The organism is Roseomonas sp. TF40 (assembly GCF_057219975.1).
Genome location: NZ_JBXVVR010000007.1, coordinates 138,647 through 163,498 on the forward strand (window position 1 = coordinate 138,647; position 24,852 = coordinate 163,498).

24 protein-coding genes are annotated in these 24,852 nt (G+C 71.7%); 9 read left to right on the forward strand and 15 right to left on the reverse strand.

Annotated elements, in window-relative coordinates:
• Positions 1–47 precede the first annotated feature (47 nt).
• Complete coding sequence (locus tag AC2D9U_RS19160) at positions 48–1,007, forward strand: tripartite tricarboxylate transporter substrate binding protein (RefSeq protein WP_484751845.1); 960 nt, start codon at positions 48–50, stop codon at positions 1,005–1,007.
• 9 nt (positions 1,008–1,016) lie between these two features.
• On the opposite strand, the gene AC2D9U_RS19165 is transcribed toward AC2D9U_RS19160, so the two are convergent.
• The 3 genes from AC2D9U_RS19165 to AC2D9U_RS19175 are packed head-to-tail and all read right to left on the reverse strand — an operon-like array spanning position 1,017 to position 3,923.
• The gene (locus tag AC2D9U_RS19165; RefSeq protein WP_484751847.1) at positions 1,017–1,997 is read right to left on the reverse strand and encodes a Bug family tripartite tricarboxylate transporter substrate binding protein; all 981 of its coding nucleotides are present in this window, start codon (positions 1,995–1,997) and stop codon (positions 1,017–1,019) included.
• 22 nt (positions 1,998–2,019) lie between these two features.
• A complete protein-coding gene (locus tag AC2D9U_RS19170) occupies positions 2,020–3,030 on the reverse strand; it encodes a Gfo/Idh/MocA family protein (RefSeq protein WP_484751849.1) in 1,011 nt (336 codons plus the stop codon).
• Positions 3,027–3,923 carry a dienelactone hydrolase family protein gene (locus AC2D9U_RS19175; RefSeq protein ID WP_484751851.1) on the reverse strand — a complete coding sequence of 299 codons (897 nt, stop codon included), beginning with the start codon at positions 3,921–3,923 and terminating at the stop codon, positions 3,027–3,029. The genes AC2D9U_RS19170 and AC2D9U_RS19175 overlap by 4 nt, the downstream gene beginning before the upstream one ends.
• 98 nt (positions 3,924–4,021) lie before the next feature.
• Here AC2D9U_RS19175 and AC2D9U_RS19180 point away from each other — a divergent pair, with 98 nt between their 5' ends.
• Positions 4,022–6,028: a tetratricopeptide repeat protein gene (locus tag AC2D9U_RS19180; protein ID WP_484751853.1), complete on the forward strand. Its 2,007-nt coding sequence runs from the start codon at positions 4,022–4,024 to the stop codon at positions 6,026–6,028.
• A gap of 19 nt (positions 6,029–6,047) precedes the next feature.
• Here AC2D9U_RS19180 and AC2D9U_RS19185 read toward each other — a convergent pair whose 3' ends face one another.
• Positions 6,048–6,929, reverse strand: a complete 882-nt coding sequence (locus AC2D9U_RS19185) for a substrate-binding domain-containing protein (protein ID WP_484751855.1) — start codon at positions 6,927–6,929, stop codon at positions 6,048–6,050.
• A gap of 100 nt (positions 6,930–7,029) precedes the next feature.
• Between AC2D9U_RS19185 and AC2D9U_RS19190 the strand changes: the two genes are divergently transcribed.
• From AC2D9U_RS19190 to AC2D9U_RS19205, 4 genes are all read left to right on the forward strand, one after another.
• Positions 7,030–7,734 carry an ABC transporter permease gene (locus AC2D9U_RS19190; RefSeq protein WP_484751857.1) on the forward strand — a complete coding sequence of 235 codons (705 nt, stop codon included), beginning with the start codon at positions 7,030–7,032 and terminating at the stop codon, positions 7,732–7,734.
• Entirely contained in the window at positions 7,710–8,450 is a 741-nt protein-coding gene (locus AC2D9U_RS19195) for an ATP-binding cassette domain-containing protein (RefSeq protein WP_484751859.1), read from the forward strand. Before AC2D9U_RS19190 ends, AC2D9U_RS19195 begins: the two co-directional genes overlap by 25 nt.
• Complete coding sequence (locus AC2D9U_RS19200) at positions 8,447–9,304, forward strand: ABC transporter substrate-binding protein (RefSeq protein WP_484751861.1); 858 nt, start codon at positions 8,447–8,449, stop codon at positions 9,302–9,304. The genes AC2D9U_RS19195 and AC2D9U_RS19200 overlap by 4 nt, the downstream gene beginning before the upstream one ends.
• A 73-nt stretch (positions 9,305–9,377) precedes the next feature.
• Complete coding sequence (locus AC2D9U_RS19205) at positions 9,378–10,403, forward strand: phosphotriesterase family protein (RefSeq protein WP_484751863.1); 1,026 nt, start codon at positions 9,378–9,380, stop codon at positions 10,401–10,403.
• Between the two features lie 54 nt (positions 10,404–10,457).
• On the opposite strand, the gene katG is transcribed toward AC2D9U_RS19205, so the two are convergent.
• Complete coding sequence (gene katG, locus AC2D9U_RS19210) at positions 10,458–12,668, reverse strand: catalase/peroxidase HPI (protein ID WP_484751865.1); 2,211 nt, start codon at positions 12,666–12,668, stop codon at positions 10,458–10,460.
• A gap of 155 nt (positions 12,669–12,823) precedes the next feature.
• Here katG and AC2D9U_RS19215 point away from each other — a divergent pair, with 155 nt between their 5' ends.
• Both AC2D9U_RS19215 and AC2D9U_RS19220 read left to right on the forward strand, forming a co-directional pair.
• The gene (locus tag AC2D9U_RS19215) at positions 12,824–13,768 is read left to right on the forward strand and encodes a hydrogen peroxide-inducible genes activator (protein ID WP_484751868.1); all 945 of its coding nucleotides are present in this window, start codon (positions 12,824–12,826) and stop codon (positions 13,766–13,768) included.
• 32 nt (positions 13,769–13,800) lie between these two features.
• On the forward strand, positions 13,801–14,703 hold the full coding sequence (locus AC2D9U_RS19220; protein WP_484751870.1) for a polysaccharide deacetylase family protein: 903 nt from the start codon (positions 13,801–13,803) through the stop codon (positions 14,701–14,703).
• Here the strand turns inward: AC2D9U_RS19220 and AC2D9U_RS19225 are convergent.
• The 10 genes from AC2D9U_RS19225 to AC2D9U_RS19270 form a co-directional block, all read right to left on the reverse strand.
• Positions 14,700–15,557: an MBL fold metallo-hydrolase gene (locus tag AC2D9U_RS19225; protein ID WP_484751872.1), complete on the reverse strand. Its 858-nt coding sequence runs from the start codon at positions 15,555–15,557 to the stop codon at positions 14,700–14,702. The genes AC2D9U_RS19220 and AC2D9U_RS19225 overlap by 4 nt on opposite strands.
• Complete coding sequence (locus tag AC2D9U_RS19230) at positions 15,554–16,285, reverse strand: SDR family NAD(P)-dependent oxidoreductase (protein ID WP_484751874.1); 732 nt, start codon at positions 16,283–16,285, stop codon at positions 15,554–15,556. The genes AC2D9U_RS19225 and AC2D9U_RS19230 overlap by 4 nt, the downstream gene beginning before the upstream one ends.
• Complete coding sequence (locus tag AC2D9U_RS19235; RefSeq protein WP_484751876.1) at positions 16,285–17,466, reverse strand: ABC transporter substrate-binding protein; 1,182 nt, start codon at positions 17,464–17,466, stop codon at positions 16,285–16,287. The genes AC2D9U_RS19230 and AC2D9U_RS19235 overlap by 1 nt, the downstream gene beginning before the upstream one ends.
• Positions 17,467–17,491: 25 nt before the next feature.
• Complete coding sequence (locus tag AC2D9U_RS19240) at positions 17,492–18,199, reverse strand: ABC transporter ATP-binding protein (RefSeq protein WP_484751878.1); 708 nt, start codon at positions 18,197–18,199, stop codon at positions 17,492–17,494.
• The gene (locus AC2D9U_RS19245; protein ID WP_484751880.1) at positions 18,189–18,968 is read right to left on the reverse strand and encodes an ABC transporter ATP-binding protein; all 780 of its coding nucleotides are present in this window, start codon (positions 18,966–18,968) and stop codon (positions 18,189–18,191) included. Before AC2D9U_RS19245 ends, AC2D9U_RS19240 begins: the two co-directional genes overlap by 11 nt.
• Complete coding sequence (locus AC2D9U_RS19250) at positions 18,958–19,806, reverse strand: branched-chain amino acid ABC transporter permease (RefSeq protein WP_484751882.1); 849 nt, start codon at positions 19,804–19,806, stop codon at positions 18,958–18,960. The genes AC2D9U_RS19245 and AC2D9U_RS19250 overlap by 11 nt, the downstream gene beginning before the upstream one ends.
• 1 nt (position 19,807) lies before the next feature.
• Positions 19,808–20,830: a branched-chain amino acid ABC transporter permease gene (locus AC2D9U_RS19255; RefSeq protein ID WP_484751884.1), complete on the reverse strand. Its 1,023-nt coding sequence runs from the start codon at positions 20,828–20,830 to the stop codon at positions 19,808–19,810.
• Between the two features lie 118 nt (positions 20,831–20,948).
• Positions 20,949–21,920 carry a Bug family tripartite tricarboxylate transporter substrate binding protein gene (locus AC2D9U_RS19260; protein ID WP_484751886.1) on the reverse strand — a complete coding sequence of 324 codons (972 nt, stop codon included), beginning with the start codon at positions 21,918–21,920 and terminating at the stop codon, positions 20,949–20,951.
• 38 nt (positions 21,921–21,958) lie between these two features.
• Positions 21,959–23,128, reverse strand: coding sequence for a sialidase family protein (locus tag AC2D9U_RS19265; protein ID WP_484751888.1), 1,170 nt, complete (start codon positions 23,126–23,128; stop codon positions 21,959–21,961).
• A gap of 25 nt (positions 23,129–23,153) precedes the next feature.
• Positions 23,154–23,993, reverse strand: a complete 840-nt coding sequence (locus AC2D9U_RS19270) for an IclR family transcriptional regulator (protein ID WP_484751890.1) — start codon at positions 23,991–23,993, stop codon at positions 23,154–23,156.
• Positions 23,994–24,131: 138 nt separating this feature from the next.
• Here AC2D9U_RS19270 and AC2D9U_RS19275 point away from each other — a divergent pair, with 138 nt between their 5' ends.
• Positions 24,132–24,818, forward strand: coding sequence for an SDR family NAD(P)-dependent oxidoreductase (locus AC2D9U_RS19275; RefSeq protein ID WP_484751892.1), 687 nt, complete (start codon positions 24,132–24,134; stop codon positions 24,816–24,818).
• The last annotated feature ends 34 nt before the right edge of the window (positions 24,819–24,852 follow it).

Here is a 24,852-nt window from a genome sequence, read left to right on the forward strand (position 1 = left end):
CGCGCCACAAGGCCGACGCGCGATCGTGCCGAGGGGAGAACAGGTCCATGCGCAGACACATCCTGGCGGGGCTCGGCGCCCTGCTGCTCGCCGCCCTGCCGGCGCAGGCGCAGAGCTGGCCGGAGCGGCCGATCACGCTGGTCCAGGGCTTCGGCGCGGGCGGCAATGCCGACACCATCGCGCGTCTCATCGCCGCGCCGCTCGCGGAGGCGCTGGGCCGGCCCGTGGTGGTGGAGGCGCGCACCGGCGCGGGCGGCAACATCGCCAGCGAATACGTGGCCCGCGCGCAGCCCGACGGGCACACGCTGATCCTGCTCACCGGGGGGCACACCGCCTCGGCCGCGCTCTACCGCGCGCTGCGCTTCGACCCGGTGGCGGATTTCGCCTTCGTCTCCACCGTCGCGGTCTTCCCCTTCGTCGTCGCCACACGCGCGGATGGGCCGATCCAGAGCCTGCCGGCGCTGATCGCGCAGGCGCGCGCGAACCCCGGCGGCATCACCTTCAGCTCCGTCGGCGTCGGATCCACCCAGCATCTGGCAGGCGAGTTGCTGGCGCAGACGGCCGGCGTGCGCATGACCCATGTGCCCTATCGCGGCGGCACCCAGCCGCTGACGGACCTGCTCTCGGGCCGCATCGACCTGATGGTGGACAGCATCACCGTGACCGGCGGCGGCATCCGCGCGGGCACGGTGCGCGCACTCGGCATCACCAGCCGCGAGCCCTGGCCGCTGCTCGATACCGCGCCCAGCGTCGCGGCGACGCTGCCGGGGTTCGAGGTGCTCTCCTGGGTCGGGCTCGCGGCCCCCGCGCGCACGCCGCAGCCGATCGTCGATCGCCTGCAGGCGGAGCTGGCGCGCATCCTCGGTTCGGCGGAGATGCAGGAGCGCCTCGCGCGTGTCGGCACGCTCGCGCGTGCCAGCACGCCCGGCGAGATGCGCGCCATGGTCGCCGCGCAGGTCGCGCAGTGGCAGCGCGTGGTCGAGGCCGCGGGGATCGAGCGGCAGTAGCCCCGCCTCTCAGCCCGGCCGCGCGTTCACCCGCCGGCCGATCTCCTGCGCGATGCGCGCCTGGTCGGCGACGAAGGCGGCGAATTCGGCGGGCGGCATGGCGATGCCCTCGAGGCCCAGCGTGTCGAATTGCTGGCGCACCTCGGCATCCGCCACCGCCGCCGCCACCGCCGCATGGACGCGGTTGACGATGGCGGCCGGCGCGCCGGCGGGCATCCACAGGCCGAACCAGTTCACCACGTCGAAGCCCGCGAGCCCGGCCTCCTGCAGCGTCGGCACCTCGGGCATGCCCTTCCAGCGCCGCGCGCCGGTCAGTGCGATGGCGCGCAGATTGCCCGCCCGCACATGCTGCAGCGCGATCTGCGTGCCGACGAAGAACATGTCGATGCGCCCGGCGAGCAGGTCCGTCGTCGCCTCCGCCACGCCGCGATAGGGCACGGAGAGGATGTCGGTGCCGGTCATGGTCTTGAACAGCTCGGCGGGGATGTGGCTCGCCGTGCCGTTGCCGGCATTGGCGTAGGTCAGCTTCCCCGGCTGCGCCTTCGCCAGCGCGACCAGCTCCTCGAAGTTGCGCGCCGGCAGGCCGGGATGCACGACCAGCGCCTGGCCGAAATTCTGCGCCGCCAGCGTCACATGCGTGAAGTCGCGCACCGGGTCGTAGGTGACGTTGTCGTTGAAGGGCGGGATGTTGGTGTGCGAGGCCGTGGTGAACAGCCAGGTGTGCCCATCCGGCGGCTGGCGCGCGACATAGGCGGTACCCACAAGCCCGCCGCCGCCGGCGCGATTCTCCGTCACCACCGGCTGGCCGAGGCTCGCGCTGAGCTTCGGCGCGATGGCGCGCAGGATGAGATCCGGCGGCCCGCCCGGCGGCGAGGGCACGACGACGCTGATGCGCCGGTTCGGGAAATCGCCCGTGCCCTGCGCGCGCGCCGGGCTCACGGCCAGCGCGGCGGCACCGAGGGTCAAATGGCGTCGCGTGAACAGGCGCATTCTCACTCCTCCGGGGGAAGCTTCAGGACAGCCGCGTGGGCAGGCCGCTCTCGATCGAATCCATGATGGCGCGCAGCACCGCGACATTGTGCACGGCGTCGCCGCCCGGCAGCACCAGCGGGCGGCGGGCGGCGACATGGGCGGCGAAATGTTCCAGCTCCGCGCGCTCGGTGCTGGTCTTGTCGAAGGTGAGCACCTGCGGGCGCTGCTTCACGCCGATATTGGCGCGGTCGATCGGGCAGTAGCGCAGCTCCCAGGTGGTCAGATGCTCGACATCGCCGACCTCGACCCAGGCATTGGCGCCGAAGACCTGCATCCGCCAGGTCTCGGCCGTGGCGATGACGGTGCCGAGATAGCCGGTGGCGCCGTTCTCGAAGCGGAACAGCATCGAGGTGGTGTCGTCCATGCCGAAATCCTGCACCAGGCGATGGCTCTGCGCCGTCACCTGCGCGATCGGGCCGGCAAGGTAGAGCATCGCATCCAGCACATGCACGCCGCGCCCGGTCATGCCCCCGGCCGGGCCCTCGTTGCGGTCATGCCGCCAATGCCCCTTGGGGAAGCGATAGGCGCTGGGGCCGCAGAAATTGCCCTCCATGTGCAGCACGCGGCCGAGCGTGCCATCGGCGATCATGCGATGGATCGCCTGCAGCGCCGGCTGGAAGCGCCAATTGTAGCCCACGCCGAGCGTCACGCCGGCATCCGCGCAGGCCTGCGCCGCGCGCGCGGCCTCCGCCGCATTCACGCCGAGCGGCTTCTCGGTGAAGACCGGCTTGCCCGCCTGCGCGGCGGCGACGATCTGCGCCGTGTGCTGGGTGTGCGGCGTGGCCAGCACCACCGCATCGATCGCCGGATCGGCCAGCGCGGCCTCGTAGCTTTCCAGCATCCGCAGGCCCTGCGCCGCGGCGAAGTCGCGCGCCTTGTCGGGCGTGCGCGTGGCGGCGGCGGTGAAGCGGATGGTGGGGCTCAGCCCCTGCACGCAGCGCACGAGGTGCTGGCCCCAGGTGCCGAGGCCGATGATGGCGGCGTTGATCATGCGAGGTGCTGCTTGAAGAAGGCGGTGGTGCGCTCCCAGGCGAGCTTCGCGGCGGCTTCCTGGTAGCGCGGCGTCGAGTTGTTGTGGAAGCCGTGCTGCGTGCCGGCATACATGTGCATCTCATGCGTCACGCCCTGCGCCTTCAGCGCGGCCTCGAAGGCGGGCCATAGGTCGTTGATGCGCGCATCGTGCTCGGCATAGTGGATCTGCAGCGCCGCCCGGATGCGTGGCACGGCGGCGGTCTCGGCCGCGGCGCCATAGAAGGGCACCCCGGCGCGCATCTCCGCCCCCAGGACGGTGGCGAGGAAGTTCGTCGTGCTGCCGCCCCAGCAGAAGCCCGTGACGCCAAGCCTGCCGCTGGAGAGCGCATGCGCCTTCAGGTGCACCGCACTGTTCAGCATGTCGGTGCGCAGCTTCGCCTGGTCGAGCCCGGCCTGCAGCGCGCGGCCGTCATCATCATTGCCGGGATAGCCACCCGCCGGTGCCAGCCCATCCGGGGCGAGCGCGAGGAAGCCATCGAGCGCGAGGCGCCGCGCCACATCCTCGATATAGGGGTTGAGGCCGCGATTCTCATGGATCACGAGCACCGCGGGAAAGGGCCCCGTGCCGCGCGGCTGCACCAGGTAGCCGCGCATCCGCCCGGAATTCCCGCCGGGCGAGTCATAGGCGATGTAGCGCGCGCGGATGCGCTCATCGGTGAAGGAGACGGTCTGCGCCTGCGCGTAGCGCGGCAGCAGCGCCTGCGCCATGGCGAGGCCCCCCACCACCGTCGCCGCGGCGCGGGCGAGGAAGTCGCGCCGGTCCATGCGGCCATGGCAGTATTCGTCGTAGAGATCGTAGATGCGCTGGTCGATCTCCAGCTGCGTGAGCGGGGGGTGGGCGAGGTCGGACATGCGGGATCCTCCTGGCCCGGAGCCTATTCCCATGGGGCGCGCGCGACCAGCGCCCCGGATTCCTTGACGCGCGCCGCACCGCCCCGCAGGTTCGCGGCATGACAGCTTCCCGCCCGGCCGCCGGCACCGCCATCGAGACGCTGCTGGCCCAGGGCGTCGCCGCCTATCGCGCCGGCCGGCTTGAGGAGGCGCGGCGCTGCGCGGAGGCCGCCCTGGCCGCCCAGCCCGATCGCGTCGAGCCGCTGCCCCTGCTCGCGCGCATCCTGGCCAAGGCGGGCGAGACGGGGCGCGCGCTGGAGCTTTATGCGCGCGCCGCCGCGGCCCAGCCGGCGCAGCCCGAATACCCCTATCGCCACGCCATGCTGCTGGTGCACGCCGAGCGCTTCGCCGAGTCGCTGCACGGCTTCGCGGAGGCGCTGCGCCGCCAGCCCGACCATGCCGGCGCGCGGCTCAACCAGGCCGTGGCGCTGCACCGGCTCGACCGTCTGCCGGAGGCGCTGGAGGCGGTGGGCGTGCTGCTCGCCCAGAAGCCCGGCCTCGCCGCCGCCTGGACGCTGCGCGCGCAGCTGCTGGAAGGGCTCGGCCGGCGCGCCGAGGCGGTGGCGGCCGAGGCCCGCGCCACCGCGCTGCAACCCGGCGACGCGGCGGCGCAGACGCGGTTCGCGCAAGTGCTGCTGCGCGCCGGCGAGGCCGAGGCCGCGCTCGCCCATGCCGCGTTGGCGATCGCGGCAGCGCCGGGCGATTCGGCGGCGCTGCTGGCACAGGGCCTCGCGCTGCAGGCGCTGCGCCGGCATGGCGAGGCGGTGCCCGCGCTGCGCGCCGCCCTGCCGGGTGCGAACGAGCCCCTGGCGGTGGAAAGCGCGCTGGCGAATTCGCTGGTCGCGCTCGGCGATTGGGCGGCGGCACAGGAGATCCGCCAGCGCGGCCTCGCCGCGACGGAGGCCGCGCTGGTGGCCACGCCGGAGGATGCGGCCCTGCGCCAGCGCCGCGCGCTGCTGCTCTCGCAGCTCGACCGGCTGGAAGAGACGCTGGTGGCGCTCGACGCCCTGCCACCGGACGAGGCGACCGAGCCGCAGCGCCTGCTGCGCCGCGGCGTCACGCTGTTCAGCCTGCAGCGGGAGGAAGAGGCGCTGCGCTGCTACACCGCGGCGATCGCGCTGAAGCCCGAGGAACCACGGCCGCATTTCGACCTGGCGATGCACCGCCTGGCGATGGGCGACCTGCCCGCCGCCTGGGCCGAGTATGAGTGGCGCTGGAAGGTGCCGGACTTCCCCTCGGCGCGGCGGCCCTTCACCCAGCCGCTCTGGCGCGGGGAGGCGCTGGGCCCCGGCCGCACGCTGCTGCTGCATGCCGAGCAGGGGCTGGGCGACACGCTGCAATTCTGCCGCTACGTCGCGCTCGCCGCCGAACGCAGCGGAGCGCGGGTGGTGCTGGAGGTGCAGCCGCAGCTGGCGGGGCTGATGCGCCGCCTCGCCGGGCCCGCGCAGGTGCTGGCGCATGGCGAGCCGCTGCCGGCCTTCGACGCCCATTGCCCGCTGCTGAGCCTGCCGCTCGCCTTCGGCACCACGCTGGAGACCATCCCGGCCACAATCCCCTACCTCACGCCGGACCCCGCCCTGCGTGAGGCTTGGCGGCGCCGGCTGGGCCCCGCGCGGCGGCGGCGGATCGGGCTGGTCTGGGCGGGCAACAGCGCGAACGGCACCGACCTGCGCCGCTCCATGCCGCTCGCCGCCGCGGCGCCGCTGCTCGGGCTGGATGCCGAGATCATCGGCCTGCAGATGGAGGTCCCGCCGCGCGACGAGGCCGCGCTGGCGGCGATGCCGGGGTTACGGCTGCTGGGGCCCGACTGCCCGGGGATGGAGCCGACCGCGGCGGTGGTTTCGCTGATGGATGCGGTGGTGACGGTGGATACCTCGATGGGGCATCTGGCCGGCGCGCTGGGCCGGCCGGTCTTCGTGCTGCTCGCCCAGCCCTGCGACTGGCGCTGGATGCTGCGCCGGGAGGACAGCCCCTGGTACCCCACGGCGCGGCTGGTGCGGCAGCGCCGGCGCGGCGACTGGGACGAGGTGATCGCGCGGCTGCTGCCCCTGCTGGCCCAAGGCTGAACAAGCGGGCTGAACTGGCTCAAAGATTGAAGGCGACCTCACCATGCTGGGCGATGTCGTAGCCGCCCATGCGCTCGGCCCGGCTGCGGAACAGGGGGGTGCGGGCGAAGCGCAGCAGCGTCTGCAGCGGCGCGTCGAAGTAATGCCGGCGCGCGACCACGAGGTCGAAGCGCTCGCGGACCAGGGGCACGAAGTCGAGGCCCCGCGCGGCGGCCTCGGCGCTGATGCCGAAGCCGATCTCGGCGCGGCCCTCGGCCACGGCGGCGGCGACCTCATCCTCGGCCAAGGCGGGGGTGGGCAGGAAGCCCACCTGCTCCAGCCGGATCCCGGCCTCGGACAGCAGGTGCCCGAGCAGAACATGGCTGCCCGCGCGCGGCTGGCGGCCGATGACGCGCAGGCCCGGGCGCAGCAGGTCGGCGATGCCGCGCAGGCCCAGCGGATTGCCCGCCGGCACCAGCAGCCCCTGGGCGCGCCAGGCCCAGGTGATGCCGACCATGCCGCGCCCGCCCAGCGCGTCGCGCACCGCCGGTTCGTTGAACTGGCCGCTATCGGGGTCGAGCAGGTGGCAGGCGGCGACCATGGCCTCGCCCTCGGCGAGCGCGGTCAGGCCCTCGAGGCTGCCCCCCACCCGCAACGCGAGGCCGCAGCCGGATTGCCGCACGGCCCAGTCCAACAGCGGGTCATGGCTGCCGGCGAGGATGGCGGGCGGGGTGTGGCGCGCGGCGGGCTCGGCGGAATCGGCCTGGGCGGCAAGCCAGGCCTCGAGCGGGCGGCGGGGAAACAGCCACTTCCCGCCAAGCTGCACAGCCGGCACGCGCCGGCCGCGCGCCAGGTCGTAGAGCGAACGCTCGGAGAGGCGCAGATAGGCCGCGGCCTCGCGCAGGGTCAGGACATCCGGCATCGGGCGGCAAATTCCGGCATATTCCGGCAGAAGGTCAAGAAGCGCGCTGGTTGACCGGCCCTCCCGCCAAGCCCAGCTACCGGTGCTCCGGGAGAGCTTCGTGCAGGATCTGGCCAGCGCCTTCAGCACCGCGGCATCGCTTGTCATGACCGCCGACCCGGCGGTGATGGGCATCGTGCTGCTCTCGCTGCAGGTCAGCCTCAGCGCCACCGTCATCGCCGCGCTGATCGGCCTGCCGCTTGGCGCGCTGCTCGCCGTGGCGCCCTTCCCCGGCCGCGGCGCGGTGCTGGCGGCGCTGAACGCGCTGATGGGCCTGCCGCCGGTGGTGGCGGGGCTGATGGTCTACCTGCTGCTCTCACGCGCCGGCCCGCTCGGGCAGTTCGGGCTGCTGTTCACGCCGGGGGCCATGGTGATCGCCCAGGCCGTGCTGATCACCCCCATCCTCGCCGCCCTCGCGCGCCAGGTGCTGGAAGGGCTGTGGGAGGAATATGCGGAGCAGCTCCGCTCCTTCGGCGCCGGGCCGCTGCGCGCCGTGCCCACCCTGCTCTGGGATGGCCGCTTCGCGCTGCTCACCGTGCTGCTCGCGGGCTTCGGCCGCGCCAGTGCCGAGGTCGGCGCGGTGATGATCGTGGGCGGCAACATCGAGGGCTTCACCCGGGTGATGACCACCGCCATCGCGCTCGAGACCTCGAAGGGCGACCTGCCGCTGGCGCTCGCGCTCGGCATGATCCTGATGGCGATCGTGCTGGGCGTGAACGCGCTGGCCCAGGCCCTGCGGGGGTGCGCGCAGCGCTGGGCCGGCTGATGCGCGCGCCCGACAGCATCCTGCCGCTGCGCATCGAGGGGCTGCGCTTCACGGCGCGCGGCGTGGAGATCCTGCACGGGCTCGACCTGGTGCTGGAGGAGGGCGCGCCGACGCTCATCATCGGGCCGAATGGCGCGGGCAAATCCGTGCTGCTGCGCCTGCTGCACGGGCTGCTGCCGCCCAGCGCCGGCGCGGTGCGCTGGGCCGGCAGCGCCGCCGCGGCGCGGCAATCGATGGTGTTCCAGCGGCCGGTGCTGCTGCGCCGCTCGGTGGCGGCGAATGTCGCCTATCCGCTCGCGCTCACCGGGCTCGCACGGCCGGAACGTGCGGCGCGGGTGCAGGCGGCGCTCGATCTGGTCGGGCTGGCGGCGCTGGCGGAGCGGCCGGCGCGCAAGCTCTCGGGCGGCGAGCAGCAGCGCCTCGCCCTGGCGCGCGCCGCCGCGCTGCGCCCCGCCGTGCTGTTCCTCGACGAGCCCTGCGCCAGCCTCGACCCCGCCGCGACGCGGGCGGTGGAGGATGTCATCGGCCGGCTCGTGGCGGCGGGCACCAAGATCATCATGACGACGCATGACCTCGGCCAGGCGCGGCGGCTCGCGGGGGATGTCGTCTTCCTGCATCGCGGCCGGGCGCTGGAACACACGCCCGCCGCCGCCTTCTTTGCCTGCCCCGCCACGGCGGAGGCCGCGGCCTTCCTGCGCGGCGAGCTGGTCTGGTGAGCCGGCACGGACCGCGGAGGATCGCCATCTTCCGCCGCGCCCTTCTCGCCACCGCGCTCCTCGGGGCCGCCCGGCCGGCCGCCGCGCAGGCGCGGCGCATCACCGTCGCCAGCACCACCAGCACGGAGCAATCGGGCCTGTTCGGCCATATCCTGCCGATCTTCACGCGCGAGAGCGGCATCACCGTGCGGGTGGTCGCGCTGGGCACCGGCCAGGCGCTGGATGTCGGGCGGCGCGGCGATGCCGACGTCGTCTTCGTGCATGACCGCGCCGCCGAGGAACGCTTCGTCGCCGAGGGTTTTGCCACGTCGCGCCACCACGTCATGTTCAACGACTTCGTGGTGATCGGCCCGGCCGCCGACCCGGCGCGCATCAACGGCCTGCGCGACACCGCCGAGGCGCTGCGCCGCATCGCCGCCACCCGCGCGCCCTTCATCAGCCGCGGCGACCGTTCCGGCACCCATGCGGCGGAACTGCGCCTCTGGCAGCAGGCCGGGCTGGACCCCGTGGCCGGGCGCGGCGCCTGGTACCGGGAGATCGGCCAGGGCATGGGCCCGGCGCTGAACACGGCCGCCGCGCAGGGTGCCTATCTCCTCGCCGATCGCGGCACCTGGCTCAGCTTCCGCAACCGCCAGGATCTGCGCATCCTGGTCGAGGGCGATGCCCGGCTGTTCAACCAGTACGGCGTCATGCTGGTGAACCCCCGGCGACACCCGAGCGTGAAGGCGGCGGACGGCCAGCGCTTCATCGACTGGCTGCTCTCACCGGCCGGGCAGGCGGCCATCGCCGGCCACCGGATCAATGGCGAGCAGCTCTTCTTCCCCAACGCGACGCAGCCCGAGCCGGTGTCGTAACCGCGGGGCCGCGCCGCTTGATCCCGCGCCGGGCAGGCCGCACGCTGCGCCGCTGCAGTGACGGGACACCAGGATGACCATCGGCCGCATCCAGACCGTGCTCGGCGACATCGCGCCCGAGGCCCTCGGCGTGACGCTGATGCATGAGCACATCCTGTGCGACATCACGCCCCCCGCCTTGCGTGGGCGCCCGGAACTCGAGGCGCCGATCACGCTGCAGAACCGCTACGACATCGACCATGGCCGCCGCCCCCATGCCGGCAAGACCAGGCTGCTGGACCGCGAGCTGGCGGTGGCGGAGGTCTCGGCCTTCGCGCGCGATGGCGGGCAGGCGATGGTGGAGCTGACCATCGGCGGCCTCGCCCCCGACCCGCTCGGCCTTGTCGAGGTCGCGCGGCGCAGCGGCGTGCACATCGTCATGGGCTGCGGGCATTACGTGCAGGTCTATCACGACGCCGCGAATGCGACGCGCGGCGTGGAGGATTTCGCCGCCGAGATGATCGGCGCGGTGCGGCAGGGCGCCTGGGGCACCGCGGTGCGCGCCGGGCTGATCGGCGAGATCGGCTGCTCCGAGATCTGGACCGCGCAGGAGCAGCGCGTGATGGCCGGCGCGGTGCTCGCGCAGCAGGCGACGGGCGCGGCGCTGACCATCCATCCCGGCGCCGTGCCGGACCAGCCCTTCGCGATCGTCGATTTCCTGCGCGCGCATGGCGGCAACCTCGGCCGCACCATCATCGACCATATCGACCGCACCATCTTCGATTCAGACCGGCTGTTCCGCCTGGCCGATACGGGCTGCGTGCTGGAATTCGACCTGTTCGGCTATGAGCACGCCTACTGGTCCTTCGCGCCGATCAACATGCCCAATGACGGCACGCGCATCGACATGATCCGCGCGCTGTTCGACCGCGGGCATGGCGCGCAGATCGCGATCTCGCAGGATATCTGCCGGCTGACCCGGCTGCTGGCCTATGGCGGCCACGGCTATGGCCACCTGCTGCGCAACGTCGTGCCCTTCATGCGCGAGAAGGGATTTTCGGAGGCGGAGCTCAACCTGATGCTGGTCGAGACTCCGCGCCGATTGCTGACGATCGTGTAAAAGCCAGGGGTGTGAAGGCCGGGCGCCAAGGCGCCCGACCCCCACAAGCGGGACTCACTTCAGGTCGAAGCGGTCCAGCTCCATCACCTTCACCCAGGCGGCGACGAAGTCCTGCACGAACTTCGCCTGCGCGTCGTCCTGGCCGTAGACCTCGGCCAGCGCCCGCAGCTGCGAGTTGGAGCCGAAGACGAGGTCCACGCGCGTCGCCGTCCACTTCTGCGTGCCCGTGGCGCGGTCACGCCCAACGAACTCCTCGGCCTCGCTCGTCGTCGGCGTCCACTCCGTGCCCATGTCGAGCAGGTTGATGAAGAAGTCGTTCGTCAGCGTGCCCGGACGGTGCGTGAGGACGCCATGCGGCGAGGAGCCGACATTGGCGCCCAGCACGCGCATGCCGCCGACCAGCACGGTCATTTCCGGCGCGGTCAGCGTCAGCAGCTGCGCCTTGTCCACCAGCTGCTCCTCGGCCGAGACCGTGAAGCGCGCCTTGCGGTAGTTGCGGAAGCCATCGGCCTCCGGCTCGAGCACCGCGAAGGAGGCGGCATCCGTCTGCTTCGCGGTGGCGTCGGTGCGGCCCGGCGTGAAGGGCACCTCGATCTTGTGCCCGGCCGCCTTCGCCGCCGCCTCGATGCCGGCGCAGCCGCCGAGCACGATCATGTCGGCCAGCGAGATCTCCTTGCCGCCGGTCGCCGCCGCGTTGAAGGCCTTGCGGACCTTCTCGAGCTTCGCCAGCACCTTGCTGAGCTGGGCGGGCTGGTTGACCTCCCAGTCCTTCATCGGCGCGAGGCGGATGCGCGCACCATTGGCGCCCCCGCGGCGGTCCGAGCCGCGATAGGTCGAGGCCGACGCCCAGGCCGTCTGCACCAGTTGGGAGACCGACAGGCCGGAGTCGAGGATCTGCTTCTTCAGCGCCTTCACATCCGCCTTGCCGACCAGCTTGTGCGTCACCGGCGGCACCGGATCCTGCCAGATCAGGTCCTCCTTCGGCACCAGCGCGCCGAGGTAGCGCGCCTTCGGCCCCATGTCGCGATGCGTCAGCTTGAACCAGGCGCGCGCGAAGGCATCCGCGAACTTCTTGGGGTTCTTGTGGAAGCTCTCGGAAATCTTGCGGTATTCCGGGTCCATCTTCATCGCCATGTCGGCCGTGGTCATCATCGGCGGATGGCGCTTCGAGGGATCATGCGCGTCCTCGACCAGCGTCCAGGCGGCGCGGTCCTTGGGGTGCCACTGCTGCGCGCCGGCGGGCGACTTGTGCAGTTCCCACTCATAGCCGAACAGCATGTCGAAATAGCCCATGTCCCACTTGGTGGGGTTGGGCTTCCACGCACCCTCGATGCCCGAGGTGATGGCGTCGCCGCCCTTGCCGGACTTCCAGGTGCTGATCCAGCCCAGGCCCATCTGCTCGATCGGCGCGCCCTCGGGCTCGCGGCCCACATGCTCGGCGGGGCCGGCGCCATGCGCCTTGCCGAAGGTGTGGCCACCGGCCACCAGCGCCACCGTCTCCTCGTCGTTCATCGCCATGCGCGCGAAGGTCTCGCGGATGTCGCGGGCTGAGGCGAGCGGGTCGGGACGGCCGTTCGGGCCCTCGGGGTTCACATAGATCAGGCCCATCTGCACGGCGGCGAGCGGATTCTCCAGCTCACGATCGCCGGTGTAGCGGGAATCGCCGAGCCAGGTGGTCTCGGTGCCCCAGTAGATGTCCTCTTCCGGCTCGTAGATGTCCTCGCGGCCGCCGGCGAAGCCGAAGGGCTTCAGGCCCATCGATTCGATCGCGCAATTGCCCGCGAAGATGAACAGGTCGGCCCAGGAGATGCTGTTGCCGTATTTCTGCTTGATCGGCCACAGCAGGCGGCGCGCCTTGTCGAGGTTGCCGTTGTCGGGCCAGGAATTCTCGGGCGCGAAGCGATGCGCGCCGTTCGAGGCGCCGCCACGGCCATCCGCCGTGCGGTAGGTGCCGGCCGCGTGCCACGCCATGCGGATGAAGAGCGGGCCGTAATGCCCGTAATCCGCCGGCCACCAGGGCTGCGAGACGGTCATCAGCGCGAAGATGTCCTGCTTCAGCGCCTCGAGGTCGAGCTTCTTGAACGCCTCGGCGTAGCTGAAGCCCGTGCCCATCGGGTTGGACTTGCTGGAATGCTGGCTCAGCATCCGCAGGTTGAGCTGGTTCGGCCACCAGTCGCGATTGCCGCGGGTGGTGAACCGCACCGCGGTCGGCGTGCCATGCATCACCGGGCATTTCCCGGCGGTCTGGCTGGCGTGTCCGTCCATATTCCTCTCCACTCCTGGTTGTTCTGCCCGAAGGGCAGTCAAGGCGATGTCCCGCGCGGCGGACGCACCTCTCCCGCCGCGCGACCGCGGTCTCATAGCAGGCTGGCTCGATTAGGGTAACTTGGAATATCTGATTATTGCGATAAGCTGAGCTGATGATAAACCTGACGCTCAAGCAGCTGCGCTACTTCGAGGCGCTGGCCCGCCACGGGCATTTCGGCCGCGCCGCGGAATCCTGCGCCATCTCCCAGCCCGCGCTCTCCATGCAGATCCGCGAGTTGGAGGAATCGCTCGGCGCGGCGCTGTTCGAACGCGGCCCCCGCCAGGTGCGGCTGACCAGCTTCGGCGAGGAGATCGCGCTGCGCGCGCGCAACATCCTGCGCGCGACCGACGAGCTGGCGGACCTTGCCCGCGCCGCGCGCGGCCGCCTCGCCGGGCGGCTCGGCCTGGGCATCATCCCCACCATCGCGCCCTATCTGCTGCCCGCCGTCATCGGCAACCTCACCCGCCTGCATGCCGGCCTCGACATCCATGTGCGGGAGACGCTGACGCCGAAGTTGATCCGCGAACTGGCCGAGGGGCGGCTCGACGCCGCGATCGTCGCGCTGCCGGTCTCCGAATCCTCCTTCGCCGAGGTGGCGCTGTTCAGCGAGGAATTCGTGCTCGTCCGCCCGGCGGAGGAGGCCGGCAAGCCCGCGCCGAGCGCTGAGACGCTGCGCCGGATGCGCCTGCTGCTGCTGGAAGAAGGCCATTGCTTCCGCGACCAGGCGCTGGCCTTCTGCAACATGCATGCGGCCCTGCCGCGGGAGGTGCTGGATGCAAGCTCCCTCTCCACCCTGGTGCAGATGGTGGGCGCGGGCATCGGCGTGACGCTGATCCCCGAGATGGCGGTGCCGGTGGAGACGCGCTCGGCCGCTGTCGCCATCACGCGCTTCCGTAGCCCGCGCCCGGCGCGCACCATCGGCATGGTCTGGCGCAAGACCAGCCCCATCGCCCCGCAGCTGCGCCAGATCGCCGAGGTGGTGCGCCAGGCCGGGGAGGCGTTGTTCGCGCAGCAGCAGACGACTCCCGCCCCTGGCACGGCCGGCGCGGCTGGGTGAACATGGCCCCGCCCTGACGGAGAGCGACGCCGATGCGCTATGATTTCGTGCCCCTGCCCCACCGCAAGCCGCTGCGCTGGCCCGGCGGTGCGCGCATCGCGCTGCTGGTGACGACCAATCTGGAATACTGGGACCAGGTGAAGGACACGGAGAAGCCCTTCTACCCCGGCGGGCCTTCCATCATCACCGATGTGCTGCCCGGCAATGTCTACGACAACCCGAACTGGACCTGGCGCGAATACGGCCAGCGCGTCGGCGTCTGGCGCATGTTCGAGACCTTCGAGAAGGCGGGCGTGCCCACCAGCTGTACGATGAACGCGAAATTCGGCCTCGAGCGCCGCGCCGTGGTGCAGCACGCGATCGATCGCGGCTGGGAGATCGTGGCCCACAACTATGTGCAGACCGACCTGCTGACCAACTACCAGTTCGACATCGAGGCCGAGCGCGCGGTGATCCGCGAGACGCTGCGCGTCTATCGCGAGGTCGTCGGCAAGCCGGCGAAAGGCTGGCTCTCCTGCTCGCTGCGCTCCACGCCGAACACGGCCGACATCGTGGCGGAGGAGGGGCTGACCTTCTTCACCGACCTGCTGAACGACGACCAGCCCTATCTGATCCATACGGCATCAGGGCGGCCGCTGGTCTCGATCCCCTATACCTCGGAGGTCAACGACTTCACCGTTTTCCTGCGCCAGGGCAAGGACGTGAATGGCGGCTTCGCCGTGTTCAAGGAACAGTTCGACGAGCTGTATCGGGAGGGCGCGGGCAGCGGGCGGCTGATGAACATCGGCCTGCACCCGCATGTCATCGGCCAGCCCTTCCGCATCCGCGCGCTGCGCGACTTCCTCGACTACGCCAGGACTTTCCCCGATGTGTGGTGGACGACGCGCGAGCAGATCGCGGCCTGGTACCTGGAGCACCACGCGGAGCACATCTAGCGCAGGGCGAAGCCCTCACCCGCGCGCGTGACGTGCCACAGCACGCGCCCGCGCGCATGGTGCGGCACCAGGGCGAGGCCCTCGCTCGCCGCTTCCTCGAGCAGCGCGCGGCGCGTCGCCACCGCGACCCCAGGGTCCGAGCAGAAGCGCGAGGTGACGTCGGGCGCCAGCAGCTGGGCGGGGTGGTGCACCGCATCGGCGGCGATCAGCACGGTGCGCTTCGTGCCGCGCAGCGTGATGCCGACCTGGCCGGGCGTGTGCCCCGGCAGCGGGCGAAAACGCAGGCCTGGGAAGGGCGCGTGGTCGTCCGGCACCTGGTCGAGCAGCCCGGCCTCGGCCAGCGGCAGCACGCTGTCGCGGAAGCAGCCATGGCCGACCGGCGCCACCGCATCCAGCGCCGCCCAATGCGCGAATTCGCGCGCCGCGACGATGTGCCGCGCGCGCGGGAAGGTCGGCACCCATCGGCCTTCATCGAGCCGCGTCGCCCAGCCGACATGATCGGCGTGCAGATGCGTGAACAGCATCGCCTCGACGGACTCCGGCGCCATGCCGAGCCGCGCAAGGAAATCCGTGCGTCGCCGGTGCCAGGAGGCACGCGCGGGCCGTTCCTTGTCGTCGCCGATGCCGCCATCGACGATGATGCGCCGCCCGAAGGCCTCGATGGCGAAGACCTGCACGCGCAGCAGGATGGAATCGGTGGCCGGCTCCACGCTCGCGGCATCGAGCACCGCGGCGCGATCCAGCAGCGAAGGCTCCGTGCCGGGAAACAGCAGGTCGCGCGGCAGGCGGAAAGGATCCTCATCCGCCACGCCGCGCAGCACGATCCCGCCGAGGTCGAGCGACCAGTCACTCATGGCATGAACTGCCCGCCATTCACCCACAGCACCTGCCCCGTCATGTAGCCGGAATCGGGGCCGAGCAGGAACATCACCGGCCCCACCACATCGTCCGGCTGCGCGAAGCGCTTGAGCGGAATCATCGCGGTATAGGCTTCCATGTTCACATGCGGCGTGCGGTCCTCGTTGCTGCGGCCCGTGCCGCCGCGCAGGAAGGCCGTATCCACCGCCGCGGGACCAACCGCATTCACCCGCACCGCCGGCGCGGCCTCCAGCGCCAGGGTCTTGGTCAGCGAGATCATCGCCGCCTTCGACGCCGCATAGGGCGCGTAGCCCGGCCGCGTGAAGGCCGCGAGGCCGGAGACGATCTGCACCATCGCCGCGCGCTCGCCCTTCATCAGTCGCGGCAGCGCGGCGCGCGCCGTGAGGAAGGCTGTGCGCAGATTGCCGGCCAGCGTCTCATCCCACTCCGCCGCGCCGGTCTCGGCGATCGGCGCCAACCGGTTCACGAAACCGGCGAGGTTGACGAAGCCATCGAGGGAATCGCCGAGCGTGCCGAAGGCAAGCGCGACGGACTCCTCCGAACTGCCATCCACCTCGATCGCGCGCACGCCCGCCGGCACGGGGTGTCGCGCCAGTGAGGCCGGCAGGTCGAGCACGCTGACGCGCCAGCCCTCGGCCAGCGCGCGCGCGACCAAAGCGCGGCCGATGCCGCCCGCGCCCCCCAGGACCGCGAGGTGACGCATCAGGCGCAGCTATCGGCCGGGAAGCTGTCGAACAGCGACCAGGCCTGGTTCCGGATCTCGATGATGAAGCCCGGCAGTTCCGCGTCGCGCGCCGCGTCGAAGCAGGTGTTCTCGCCGGTGACGCCGGTGAAGGTGATGCCGCGCAGCGCGTCGCGGATCGCGGTGCGCTCGGCCGCGACTCGCGACGCCTCGCCCGTCGTGCCGGCGCGCTCCATCGCCTGCTTCAGCAGGTAGACGGTGTCATAGGCCTGCGCGTCGGAGTGATGCGGGATCTTCTTCGTGGTCAGGCCGCGGCGCGCATTCTCCTCGGCGTATTTGCGCGTGAAGGCGCGCGTCGCGTCGTTGCGGTCCCACCAGAAGCCGGCGACGATCAGCATGCCCTCGCCCTCCGGCCCGAAGAGCTCGACCGAGTTGGGGTCGGCGAAGATCTGGCTGCCGATGACGCGGCCGGTGAAGCCCTGCCGGCGCAATTCGCGCAGCACCTTGCCCGCGCCGTCGGGCGTGGCGGCCAGCGCCACCACCTGCGGGTTGCGCTGCAGGATCTGCGTCACCTGCGGCGCCACGTCGAAGGTGCGGTACTGGAAGGAGACGGGCTCGCCAAAGGGGATGTTCCGCGCGCGCAGCAGCGCCGGGTAGAACTGCGTCGCCGTGATGTTGGAGATGCGCTCATCGGAGATGAACATGATCTCGGCGCGGCTGGTGGGAATGCCCTTGCGGTTCAGCGAGGTCAGCAGCCGGCCGAACTGCTTGCCCTCATCCTCGGTCAGGCGCCAGGCATAGCTGAAATTCGCCGTCAGCCCGGGCTGCGAGGCCGAGGTCGAGACCTGCACGATGCCCAGCCGCTCGCCCACCGGGAAGGCGACCGCGGACTCCCCCGAGGAGAAGGGGCCGACGATCGCCACCGCATTGTCGTCGCGCGCGAATTTCTGCGTGGCCGTGGCCGCCTGGCGCGGATCGGATCCCGTATCGAATTTCTCGAGCCGGATGCGCCGCCCGTTCACGCCGCCCGCCGCGTTGATCTCGCCCACCGCGAGATCAACGCAGGTCTCGGTGGCCTCGCCGGGCGACTTCAGCGGCCCCGACTTCACCATCGAGAGACCGAGCACGATCTCCCGGTTCTGCGCCAGCGCCGGCGCGGCCAGCAGGCCCGCCGTGGCGCCGAGGATGGTCCTGCGTTGCATCATCATGCTTCCCACTCCCTGTCGTTCAATACGCGCCGAGATAGGCGGCGGCGAGGGCATCATTGTTCGCAAGCGTTCCGGCCGGCCCGTCCAGCACGACGCGGCCCAGTTCCATCACATAGCCCCGCGCGGCGCTGCGCAGCGCCATGCGCGTATTCTGCTCGACCAGCAGGATGGCCAGGCCCTCCTGGTTCAGGCCGCGGATCAGGTCGAAAAGCCGGCCCACCAGCAGGGGCGAGAGGCCGAGCGAGGGCTCGTCCAGCATCATCAGCCGCGGCCGCGCCAGCAACGCGCGCGAGATGGCGAGCATCTGCTGCTCGCCCCCCGAGAGCACCGAGGCCGGCATGTCCCGCCGCGCCGCGAGGTTGGAGAAGCGCGCATAGACGCCCTCGATGTCGCGCGCGACATCGCCATCGCGCCGCGCATAGGCGCCCATCAGCAGGTTCTCATGCACGGTGAGGCTGACCAGGATCTGCCGCCCCTCCGGCACCAGCACCAGGCCGCGCTGCACGCGCGCCGGCGCGCTGAGCGCGGTGATGTCGGCGCCGTCGAGGAAGATGCGCCCCGCGGCCGGCTTCACCGCGCCGGCGATGGCCTTCAGCAGGCTCGACTTGCCCGCGCCATTCGCGCCCAGCACCGTCACCACCTCGGCGGCGCCGACGCCGAGCGACACGCCCCGCACCGCCTGGGTGCGGCCATAGCGGACCTCGAGCGCATCGACCTCAAGCAGCATCGGCGGCCCCTTCCTCGGCGCCGAGATAGGCCTCGCGCACCAGCCTGTCGGCGCGCGCGCCGGCCATGCTGCCCGCGAAGATGCGCCGGCCGAAATTCAGCACGACGACGTTCTCGCAGACCTCGTTGACGAAACCCATGTCGTGCTCGACGACGAGCAGCGCCGTGCCCTTCGCCGCGACCTCGCGCAGGAAGCGCGCGAGCTCCGCCGTCTCCGCCGGGTTCAGCCCCGCCGCCGGCTCATCCAGCAGCAGCAGCTTCGGCCGACTCGCGAGCGCGCGCACCACCTCGATCTTCTTGCGGATGCCATAGGGCAGGGCCGAGACGACCTCGCCCGGGTCGATGTCGAGCCCGGCCTCCGCCAGCAGCGCCTCCGCCTCCCGCCGCCAGCGCCCGCCCGGCATCCAGCCGATCGGCGTGAGCAGCGCGCCGAGGCCGGCCGCGCGCGCATGCTGGCCGAGCATGACATTCTCCACCGCCGAGAGATGCGGCATCAGGCGGATGTTCTGGAAGGAGCGCGCGAGTCCCGCCAGCACGCGCGCGCGCGGCGGCAGCGCGCCGATCGGCTGACCATCGAGGATGATGCTGCCGGCATCGAGCGGATAGACGCCCGAGATCAGGTTGAACACGGTGGTCTTGCCCGCGCCATTCGGCCCGATCAGGCCAAGCCGCCCGCCGCGCGGCAGGCTGAAGCCCACATCATCCACCACCTTGAGCCCGCCGAAGGACTTGGTGACGCCCTCCAGCCGCAGCAGCGCCTCATCCGGCATCGGCCAGGCGCCTCCGGCGGTTGAGCAGGCGGGCGAGCAGCGTGCGCGTCACGATGCCCTCGGGGCGGAACATCATCATCGCCACGATGATCACGCCGAAGACGACATAGCGCCAGGACCCGCCGATGCGCAGCAACTCCGGCACCAGGGTGAAGAAGGTCGCGCCCACCAGGGGGCCCCAGGCGGTCTGCGTGCCGCCGATCAGCACGAAGAGCAGCACGTAGATCGACAGCAGCGCGGAGAAATACTGCGCCTCGACGAAGGAGAAATGGTGCGCATAGAGGCTGCCGGCGAGGCCCGCGAGGCCCGCGCCCAGCGCGAAGCTCGCCACCTGCACGGCGCGCGCGGGCACGCCCATCAGCGTCGAGACCAGTTCGTCGTCGTGCAGCGCGCGCATGGCGAGGCCGAGCCGCGTCGCCATCAGGAAGAACACCAGCAGCGTCGCGGCGAGGGCGGCGCCGAGCAGCACCGGCAGGTCGACATAGTCGGGCACCACCATGCCCATCGCCCCGCCCAGCGCCGGCTGGGTCAGGATCACGCCGGTGACGACCTGGGCGAAGGCGAAGGTCGCCAGCACCATGTAGACGCCACGCGTGCGCAGCACGGGAAAGGCGATGGCGATGCCCACAAGCGCCGTCACCAGCGTCGCCGCCGGGATTGTCAGCGCCGGCGGCCAGCCGAGCTGCTCGCCCAGCACCGCGGCCGCATAGGCGCCGATCGCCATGAAGCCCGCGCCGCCGAGGTTGAGCTGCCCGGCCGCGGCGGTGACGAAGATGCCGTAGGCGAAGATGATGTTGATGGCGAGGATGGCCAGGATGCCGGCCCAGTAGCCCGACATGTCAGAGCTTCCCCTTGCCGATGCGGCTGCCGCCGAACAGGCCCTGCGGGCGCAGGATGATCGCCGCGAGCAGCGTGGACCACACCACCACCTGCGCCGCATCGCCGCCGAAGAAATGGATGCCGAGCGTCTCCAGCAGCCCCACCAGCAAGCCCCCCGCGATGGCGCCCCAGATCGAACCCAGCCCCCCCAGCACCATCGCCGCGATCGCCTTGGTGCCGACATGGTCGCCCATGAAGGGCGAGACATCGCTGTAGTTCACGACGAAGAGCGCGCCGGCGACACCGCAGAGCAGGCCGCTCAGCAGGAAGACGATCGGCACGATGCGCGTCACCTCCACGCCGAGCAGCGTGGCCGTATCCGGGCTCTCGGCGATGCTGCGCAGCGCGCGGCCGGTGCGCGTCCTCGCCAGCAGCCAGGACAGCCAGAAGACGATGCCGAGCGAGAGCAGCAGCGAGGCCAGCTGCGGCAGCCCCAGCACCAGCGGGCCGATCTGCCAGTCGAGCCGGAAGCGCACCGGGAAGCTCTGCGCCTCCGACCCCAGCACGATCAGCACCAGGTGTTCGAAGATCAGCAGGAAGCCGAGCGAGGAGACCAGCGGGATGGCATGTTCCGTAGCGTCGCCATGGCGCGTCTTGAGGTAGCGGAAGGTGAAGCGCTCGACGATGAGGGAGGCAAGGATGGCCACCGCCACGCCGCCCAGCAGCGCCGGCGCCCAGTGCAGCCCGCCGCCACCGAAAGGCAGGCCCCAGCGCGCGAGGCCCCAGGCGACCATGCCGGTCAGCATGAACATCGTCGGGATGGTGAAGTTGAGGAAGTTCAGCACGCCGATGGTCAGCGTGAAGGCGACCGCCACGGTCACGTAGATGCCGCCCAGCATCAGGCCCGAGATCACCTGCTGCGCCAGCGTGGCCCCGCCCGGCAGCAGCATCAGCACGGCGATGACGAGGATGGCGCCCAGCGCCACCCCGGCCGAAATGACAAGGGGATGCGCCCCCCGCGACAGCGCGGCCTGTGCCGTCATGCCAAGGTCTCGCGACGGGAAACGGGGCGGATCGGCGGCAAGGGCGGCTCCTGCAGCAAGAGCCGCTAAGGGGGCGCGATTCGCCGGCGCGATGCAACCCCCTTCCTGGCCAGGGGCGCTACACCGGTTCGTAATTCACGCTGCGCAGCAATTCGGTGGCGCGGGAGATCTCGTGCGCGATGAAGCGGCGCGTCTCCTCGATGCTCTCGGTCACGGGTTCGAGGATCTGCGCGGTCAGGCGCTCGACGATCGCGGCCTCGCGCATCGTCTCCTGCATCATGGCGTTGAGGCGCTGGCAGATCTCGGCCGGCGTGCCCTTCGGCGCCCAGACGCCGTACCAGGACTGGAATTCGTAGCCGGGCAGCCCGGCCTCGGCCATGGTCGGCACGTTCGGCGCCAGCGGCGAGCGCTGCGCGGTGGCGATGCCCAGCGCGCGCACGCGCCCATCCGCGGTGGCCGGCAGCAGGGCGAAGCTCGGGTCGATCAGCAGCTGCGCGTTGCCGCCCATCAGGTCGGTGAGCGCGGGCTGCGTGCCGCGATAGGCCACCATGTCGAGATTGGCGCCGGTGCGGCGGTTGAACTCGATGGTCGCCAGATGCCCGGCCGAGCCGAGCGAGGAGATGGCGATGTTCCACTCGCGCGGATTCGCCTTGGCCGCCGCCACCACCTCGGCGACCGTGCGCTGCGGGCGCGCGCCGGTCATCACCATCACCAGCGGCGCGCGCGCGGTGCGGGCCACCACCTCCAGGTCGCGCTGCGGGTCGAAATTCGCCCCCTTCAGCACCAGGGGCATGACCGCGGTGTTGAAGGCGGAGGCGAGCAGGGTGAAGCCATCCGGCGCGGCCTGCAGCACGGCGTTGGTGCCCACCAGCCCCGCGCCGCCGACGCGGTTCTCGACCACCGCCGTGGCACCCAGCTTCTCCTGCAGCTTCTGGCCGAGCAGGCGGGCCAGCGCATCATTCGCGGCGCCCGGCGGCCAGGGGCAGATCACGCGGATCACGCGCCCGCGCGGCCAGGCATCCTGCGCCTGGACGGCGGGGGCGGCGAGCAGGCCGGCGGCGGCGGTGCCGAGAAGGGTGCGGCGATGCATGGGACGTTCCTCCGTTCTGGTTCGTTCGGGCAATCGGATCAGCCGCCGCGCACCCAATCGGGATGCAGGCGCACATATTTGATGGCCTGGCGCCAATAGGTGTAGGCGATGTGCAGCATCCCATCCGGCGTCTGGCAGAGGCTGGGGTAGGAGAATTCGCGGTTCAGCCGCTCTTTCGAGTTGTTCGTCAGGCAGAAGCCGTCGCCGATCTCGAGGTTACGGCGCCAGGGCCAGGTCATGCCGCCATCGGCCGAGAGGGCGAGCGTCATGGGTGCGCGCGGCGCGCCCCAGAAGGCGCTGCGCTCGGTGAGCGGCGCGACCTCGGCGCCGCCGATGTCGTCATAGAGCGAGAGCCGCCGTCCCGTGGCGGCGGCGCGGCTGGAATCGTTGAACAGCAGCGCGATGCGGCCATCGGCCAAAGCGCAGGCCTGGATCGAGGAATTGTTGTTCGGCAGCACGGTCGGTACCGGCGCACTCCAGCTCCGCCCGCCATCGGTCGACCGGCTGCGATGGATGAAATCCGCCCAGCGGCTGCGGAAGAACGCGACCAGCGTGCCGTCCGGCCGGGCCACGATGTTCATGTGCACGCAGCCCGTGCTGCCGGGGACCGGATGCTCGGTCCAATGCGCGCCGCCATCGGCGGAGATCATCACCGAACTGGTGTCGAGATCGCCCGTCCAGGCGCCGACGGGCGGCTTGGTGCAGCGCCAGATCGGCAGCAGCCACTCGCCGCTCGGCAGCACGGTGATGGGGTTGCGGATGAAGGTGCCGAAGCCCGGCTGCTCGGGGAAAAGCGTCTCGATCGGGCCCCAGCTCCGGCCGCCATCGCGCGACAGGCGGCGGCGCACCAGGGCGGTGTCCTGGTTGCCGGCGACCTGCGCCGTCCAGAGCAGCCAGAGCACGCCATCCGGGGCGAGGAAGAGCAGCGGATTCTGCTCCGAGCGCGTCGGGTCGTCCGACAGGCGCAGGGGGTCGGACCAGCGCGTCGCGCCGGGCGCGAGCCGCGCAACATGCACGGAGATGTCGGGCACGCCCTCCTGCGTCCCGCCGAACCAGGCGCAGCCGAGATCGCCGCCCGGCAGGGGCAGCAGGAAGGCGGCGTGGTTCTGCACGCAGGGCGTGGGGATGAAGGCCTCCAGCCGCGCCGGATCGCCCGGGACGGGGGCGAGGGTCTCGGACCGCGCGATGGCGGGGTTGGTGTCGGGCATGTCGCGTCTCCTCAGGCCGGCGCCGTCATCGGCGCCCCGCCACGCCGATGGCGCCGAGCGAGAGGCGCACGCCCTCGCCCAGCTCCGCCGCGAGGCGCCGCACGGCGGGGGTGGCGGCGGCGAAGAAGGCCTCGGTGCCCAGCCCGCCCACACCGGCGGTCAGGCTCACGCCGGCGATCGGCTGGCCGGCGGCATCCAGCACCGGCGCGGCGACGGTGCGCAGCCCATAGGCGTTCTCGCCATCCGACATCGCCACGCCGCACGCCCGCACCTGTTCGAGCCGCCGCAGCAGCGCGTCCATCCCGGTGAGGGTGCGCTCGGAGAGCTTCACGCGCGGCACGGCCTCCAGATGCGCCACCTGTGCGGCCTGCGGCAGGAAGGCGAGCATCGCCTGGCCGAGCGCGGTGGCGTAGGCGCCGATGCGCGTGCCCGGCCGCCGCACCAGCCCATGCCGCTCCAGCCCGGCCTCGACGCGGGCCAGGTAGATCACCTCGCCCTGTTCGAGCACGCCGAGCGACCCGGCCTCGGCCAGGCCCGGCACCACCTCGCGCAGCAGCGGCGCGGCATGGCCGGGCAGGTCGGTCGCGGCCAGCACGGCGTGGCCGAGTTCCAGGCATTTCAGCGTCAGGCGGAAGCGCCGCCCCTCGGGCACCGCGCGCAGATAGCCGAGCCCGACCAGGGTGTGGATCAGCCGGAAGGCGGTGCCGCGGTCTAGCCCCGCGGCGGCGGCGATCTCGGCCACGGTCAGCGCCGGCAACCCATGGCCGAAGGCCCGGAGCACGGCGAAAGCCTTGGCGACGGACTGCACCTGGTTCTTCGGGTTGGCGGGCCGCGCGCGCGGCGACGCGGAGATGCTGTCCGGCATGTGACGGCGCCTGTCCCTCCCCCCTCGATCGCCCCGCATTTGATCGGAATGCGAACACTTGTTCGTTTTCTGCCGAATTGGTATCTGGCCCCGCAGCGTCGCGTCAAGCGCCGCGCCGCCTGCGCCAGGGGAACGCCGATGTCCGAAAGCCCGCCGCCCCATGCCGTGGTCAGCGGCGCGAGTTCCGGGATCGGCGCCGCCATCGTGGCGCGGCTTCTGGCGCAGGGCTGGCGCGTCACCGGCCTCGGGCGGCGCGACCCGGGCCTTGCCGATCCCGGCTACGCGCATCGCGGGGTCGATCTGCTCGATCCCGCGGCCACGCGCGCGGCGGTGGCCGGGCTGCGGCCCACCGCGCTGGTCCATGCCGCGGGGCTGATGCGCGCCGCCCCGCTCGGCGCGCTGGAGGCAGAGACGGCGCGGCTGCTCTGGCGCCTGCATGTGGAGGCCGCCGCGCTGCTGGCGGATCTGCTGGTGCCCGGCATGGCGCCGGGGGGGCGCGTGGTGCTGATCGGCAGCCGCACCTCGGCCGGCGCGGCCGGGCGCGGCGACTACGCGGCCTCCAAGGCCGCGCTGGTGGGGCTTGCGCGGTCCTGGGCCATGGAGTTGGCGCCGCGCGGCATCACGGTGAATGTCGTCGCCCCCGCCGCCACCGACACGCCGATGCTGCGCGACCCCGCGCGGGCCGCGAGCGTGCCGAAGCTGCCGCCGATCGGCCGCCTGGTGCGGCCGGAGGAGGTCGCGGCGCTGACCGCCTTCCTGCTGGGGCCGGAGGCCGGGGCCATCACCGGCCAGCAGATCATGGTCTGCGGCGGCGCTTCGCTATAGAGCAATATGCGTTCAGATGGGTCGCGGCGCTGCC

What these genes read in the sequence shown, in the direction of transcription:
- AC2D9U_RS19275 (WP_484751892.1), top strand. Translation starts at nt 24,132, where the DNA reads ATGTCCGAAAGCCCGCCGCCCCATGCCGTGGTCAGCGGCGCGAGTTCC.
- AC2D9U_RS19205 (WP_484751863.1), top strand. Translation starts at nt 9,378, where the DNA reads ATGACCATCGGCCGCATCCAGACCGTGCTCGGCGACATCGCGCCCGAG.
- AC2D9U_RS19215 (WP_484751868.1), top strand. Translation starts at nt 12,824, where the DNA reads ATGATAAACCTGACGCTCAAGCAGCTGCGCTACTTCGAGGCGCTGGCC.
- AC2D9U_RS19185 (WP_484751855.1), bottom strand. Translation starts at nt 6,929, where the DNA reads ATGCCGGATGTCCTGACCCTGCGCGAGGCCGCGGCCTATCTGCGCCTC.
- AC2D9U_RS19230 (WP_484751874.1), bottom strand. Translation starts at nt 16,285, where the DNA reads ATGCGTCACCTCGCGGTCCTGGGGGGCGCGGGCGGCATCGGCCGCGCT.
- AC2D9U_RS19220 (WP_484751870.1), top strand. Translation starts at nt 13,801, where the DNA reads ATGCGCTATGATTTCGTGCCCCTGCCCCACCGCAAGCCGCTGCGCTGG.
- AC2D9U_RS19175 (WP_484751851.1), bottom strand. Translation starts at nt 3,923, where the DNA reads ATGTCCGACCTCGCCCACCCCCCGCTCACGCAGCTGGAGATCGACCAG.
- AC2D9U_RS19250 (WP_484751882.1), bottom strand. Translation starts at nt 19,806, where the DNA reads ATGTCGGGCTACTGGGCCGGCATCCTGGCCATCCTCGCCATCAACATC.
- AC2D9U_RS19180 (WP_484751853.1), top strand. Translation starts at nt 4,022, where the DNA reads ATGACAGCTTCCCGCCCGGCCGCCGGCACCGCCATCGAGACGCTGCTG.
- AC2D9U_RS19160 (WP_484751845.1), top strand. Translation starts at nt 48, where the DNA reads ATGCGCAGACACATCCTGGCGGGGCTCGGCGCCCTGCTGCTCGCCGCC.
- AC2D9U_RS19240 (WP_484751878.1), bottom strand. Translation starts at nt 18,199, where the DNA reads ATGCTGCTTGAGGTCGATGCGCTCGAGGTCCGCTATGGCCGCACCCAG.
- katG (WP_484751865.1), bottom strand. Translation starts at nt 12,668, where the DNA reads ATGGACGGACACGCCAGCCAGACCGCCGGGAAATGCCCGGTGATGCAT.
- AC2D9U_RS19225 (WP_484751872.1), bottom strand. Translation starts at nt 15,557, where the DNA reads ATGAGTGACTGGTCGCTCGACCTCGGCGGGATCGTGCTGCGCGGCGTG.
- AC2D9U_RS19260 (WP_484751886.1), bottom strand. Translation starts at nt 21,920, where the DNA reads ATGCATCGCCGCACCCTTCTCGGCACCGCCGCCGCCGGCCTGCTCGCC.
- AC2D9U_RS19270 (WP_484751890.1), bottom strand. Translation starts at nt 23,993, where the DNA reads ATGCCGGACAGCATCTCCGCGTCGCCGCGCGCGCGGCCCGCCAACCCG.
- AC2D9U_RS19235 (WP_484751876.1), bottom strand. Translation starts at nt 17,466, where the DNA reads ATGCAACGCAGGACCATCCTCGGCGCCACGGCGGGCCTGCTGGCCGCG.
- AC2D9U_RS19255 (WP_484751884.1), bottom strand. Translation starts at nt 20,830, where the DNA reads ATGACGGCACAGGCCGCGCTGTCGCGGGGGGCGCATCCCCTTGTCATT.
- AC2D9U_RS19265 (WP_484751888.1), bottom strand. Translation starts at nt 23,128, where the DNA reads ATGCCCGACACCAACCCCGCCATCGCGCGGTCCGAGACCCTCGCCCCC.
- AC2D9U_RS19170 (WP_484751849.1), bottom strand. Translation starts at nt 3,030, where the DNA reads ATGATCAACGCCGCCATCATCGGCCTCGGCACCTGGGGCCAGCACCTC.
- AC2D9U_RS19245 (WP_484751880.1), bottom strand. Translation starts at nt 18,968, where the DNA reads ATGCCGGATGAGGCGCTGCTGCGGCTGGAGGGCGTCACCAAGTCCTTC.
- AC2D9U_RS19165 (WP_484751847.1), bottom strand. Translation starts at nt 1,997, where the DNA reads ATGCGCCTGTTCACGCGACGCCATTTGACCCTCGGTGCCGCCGCGCTG.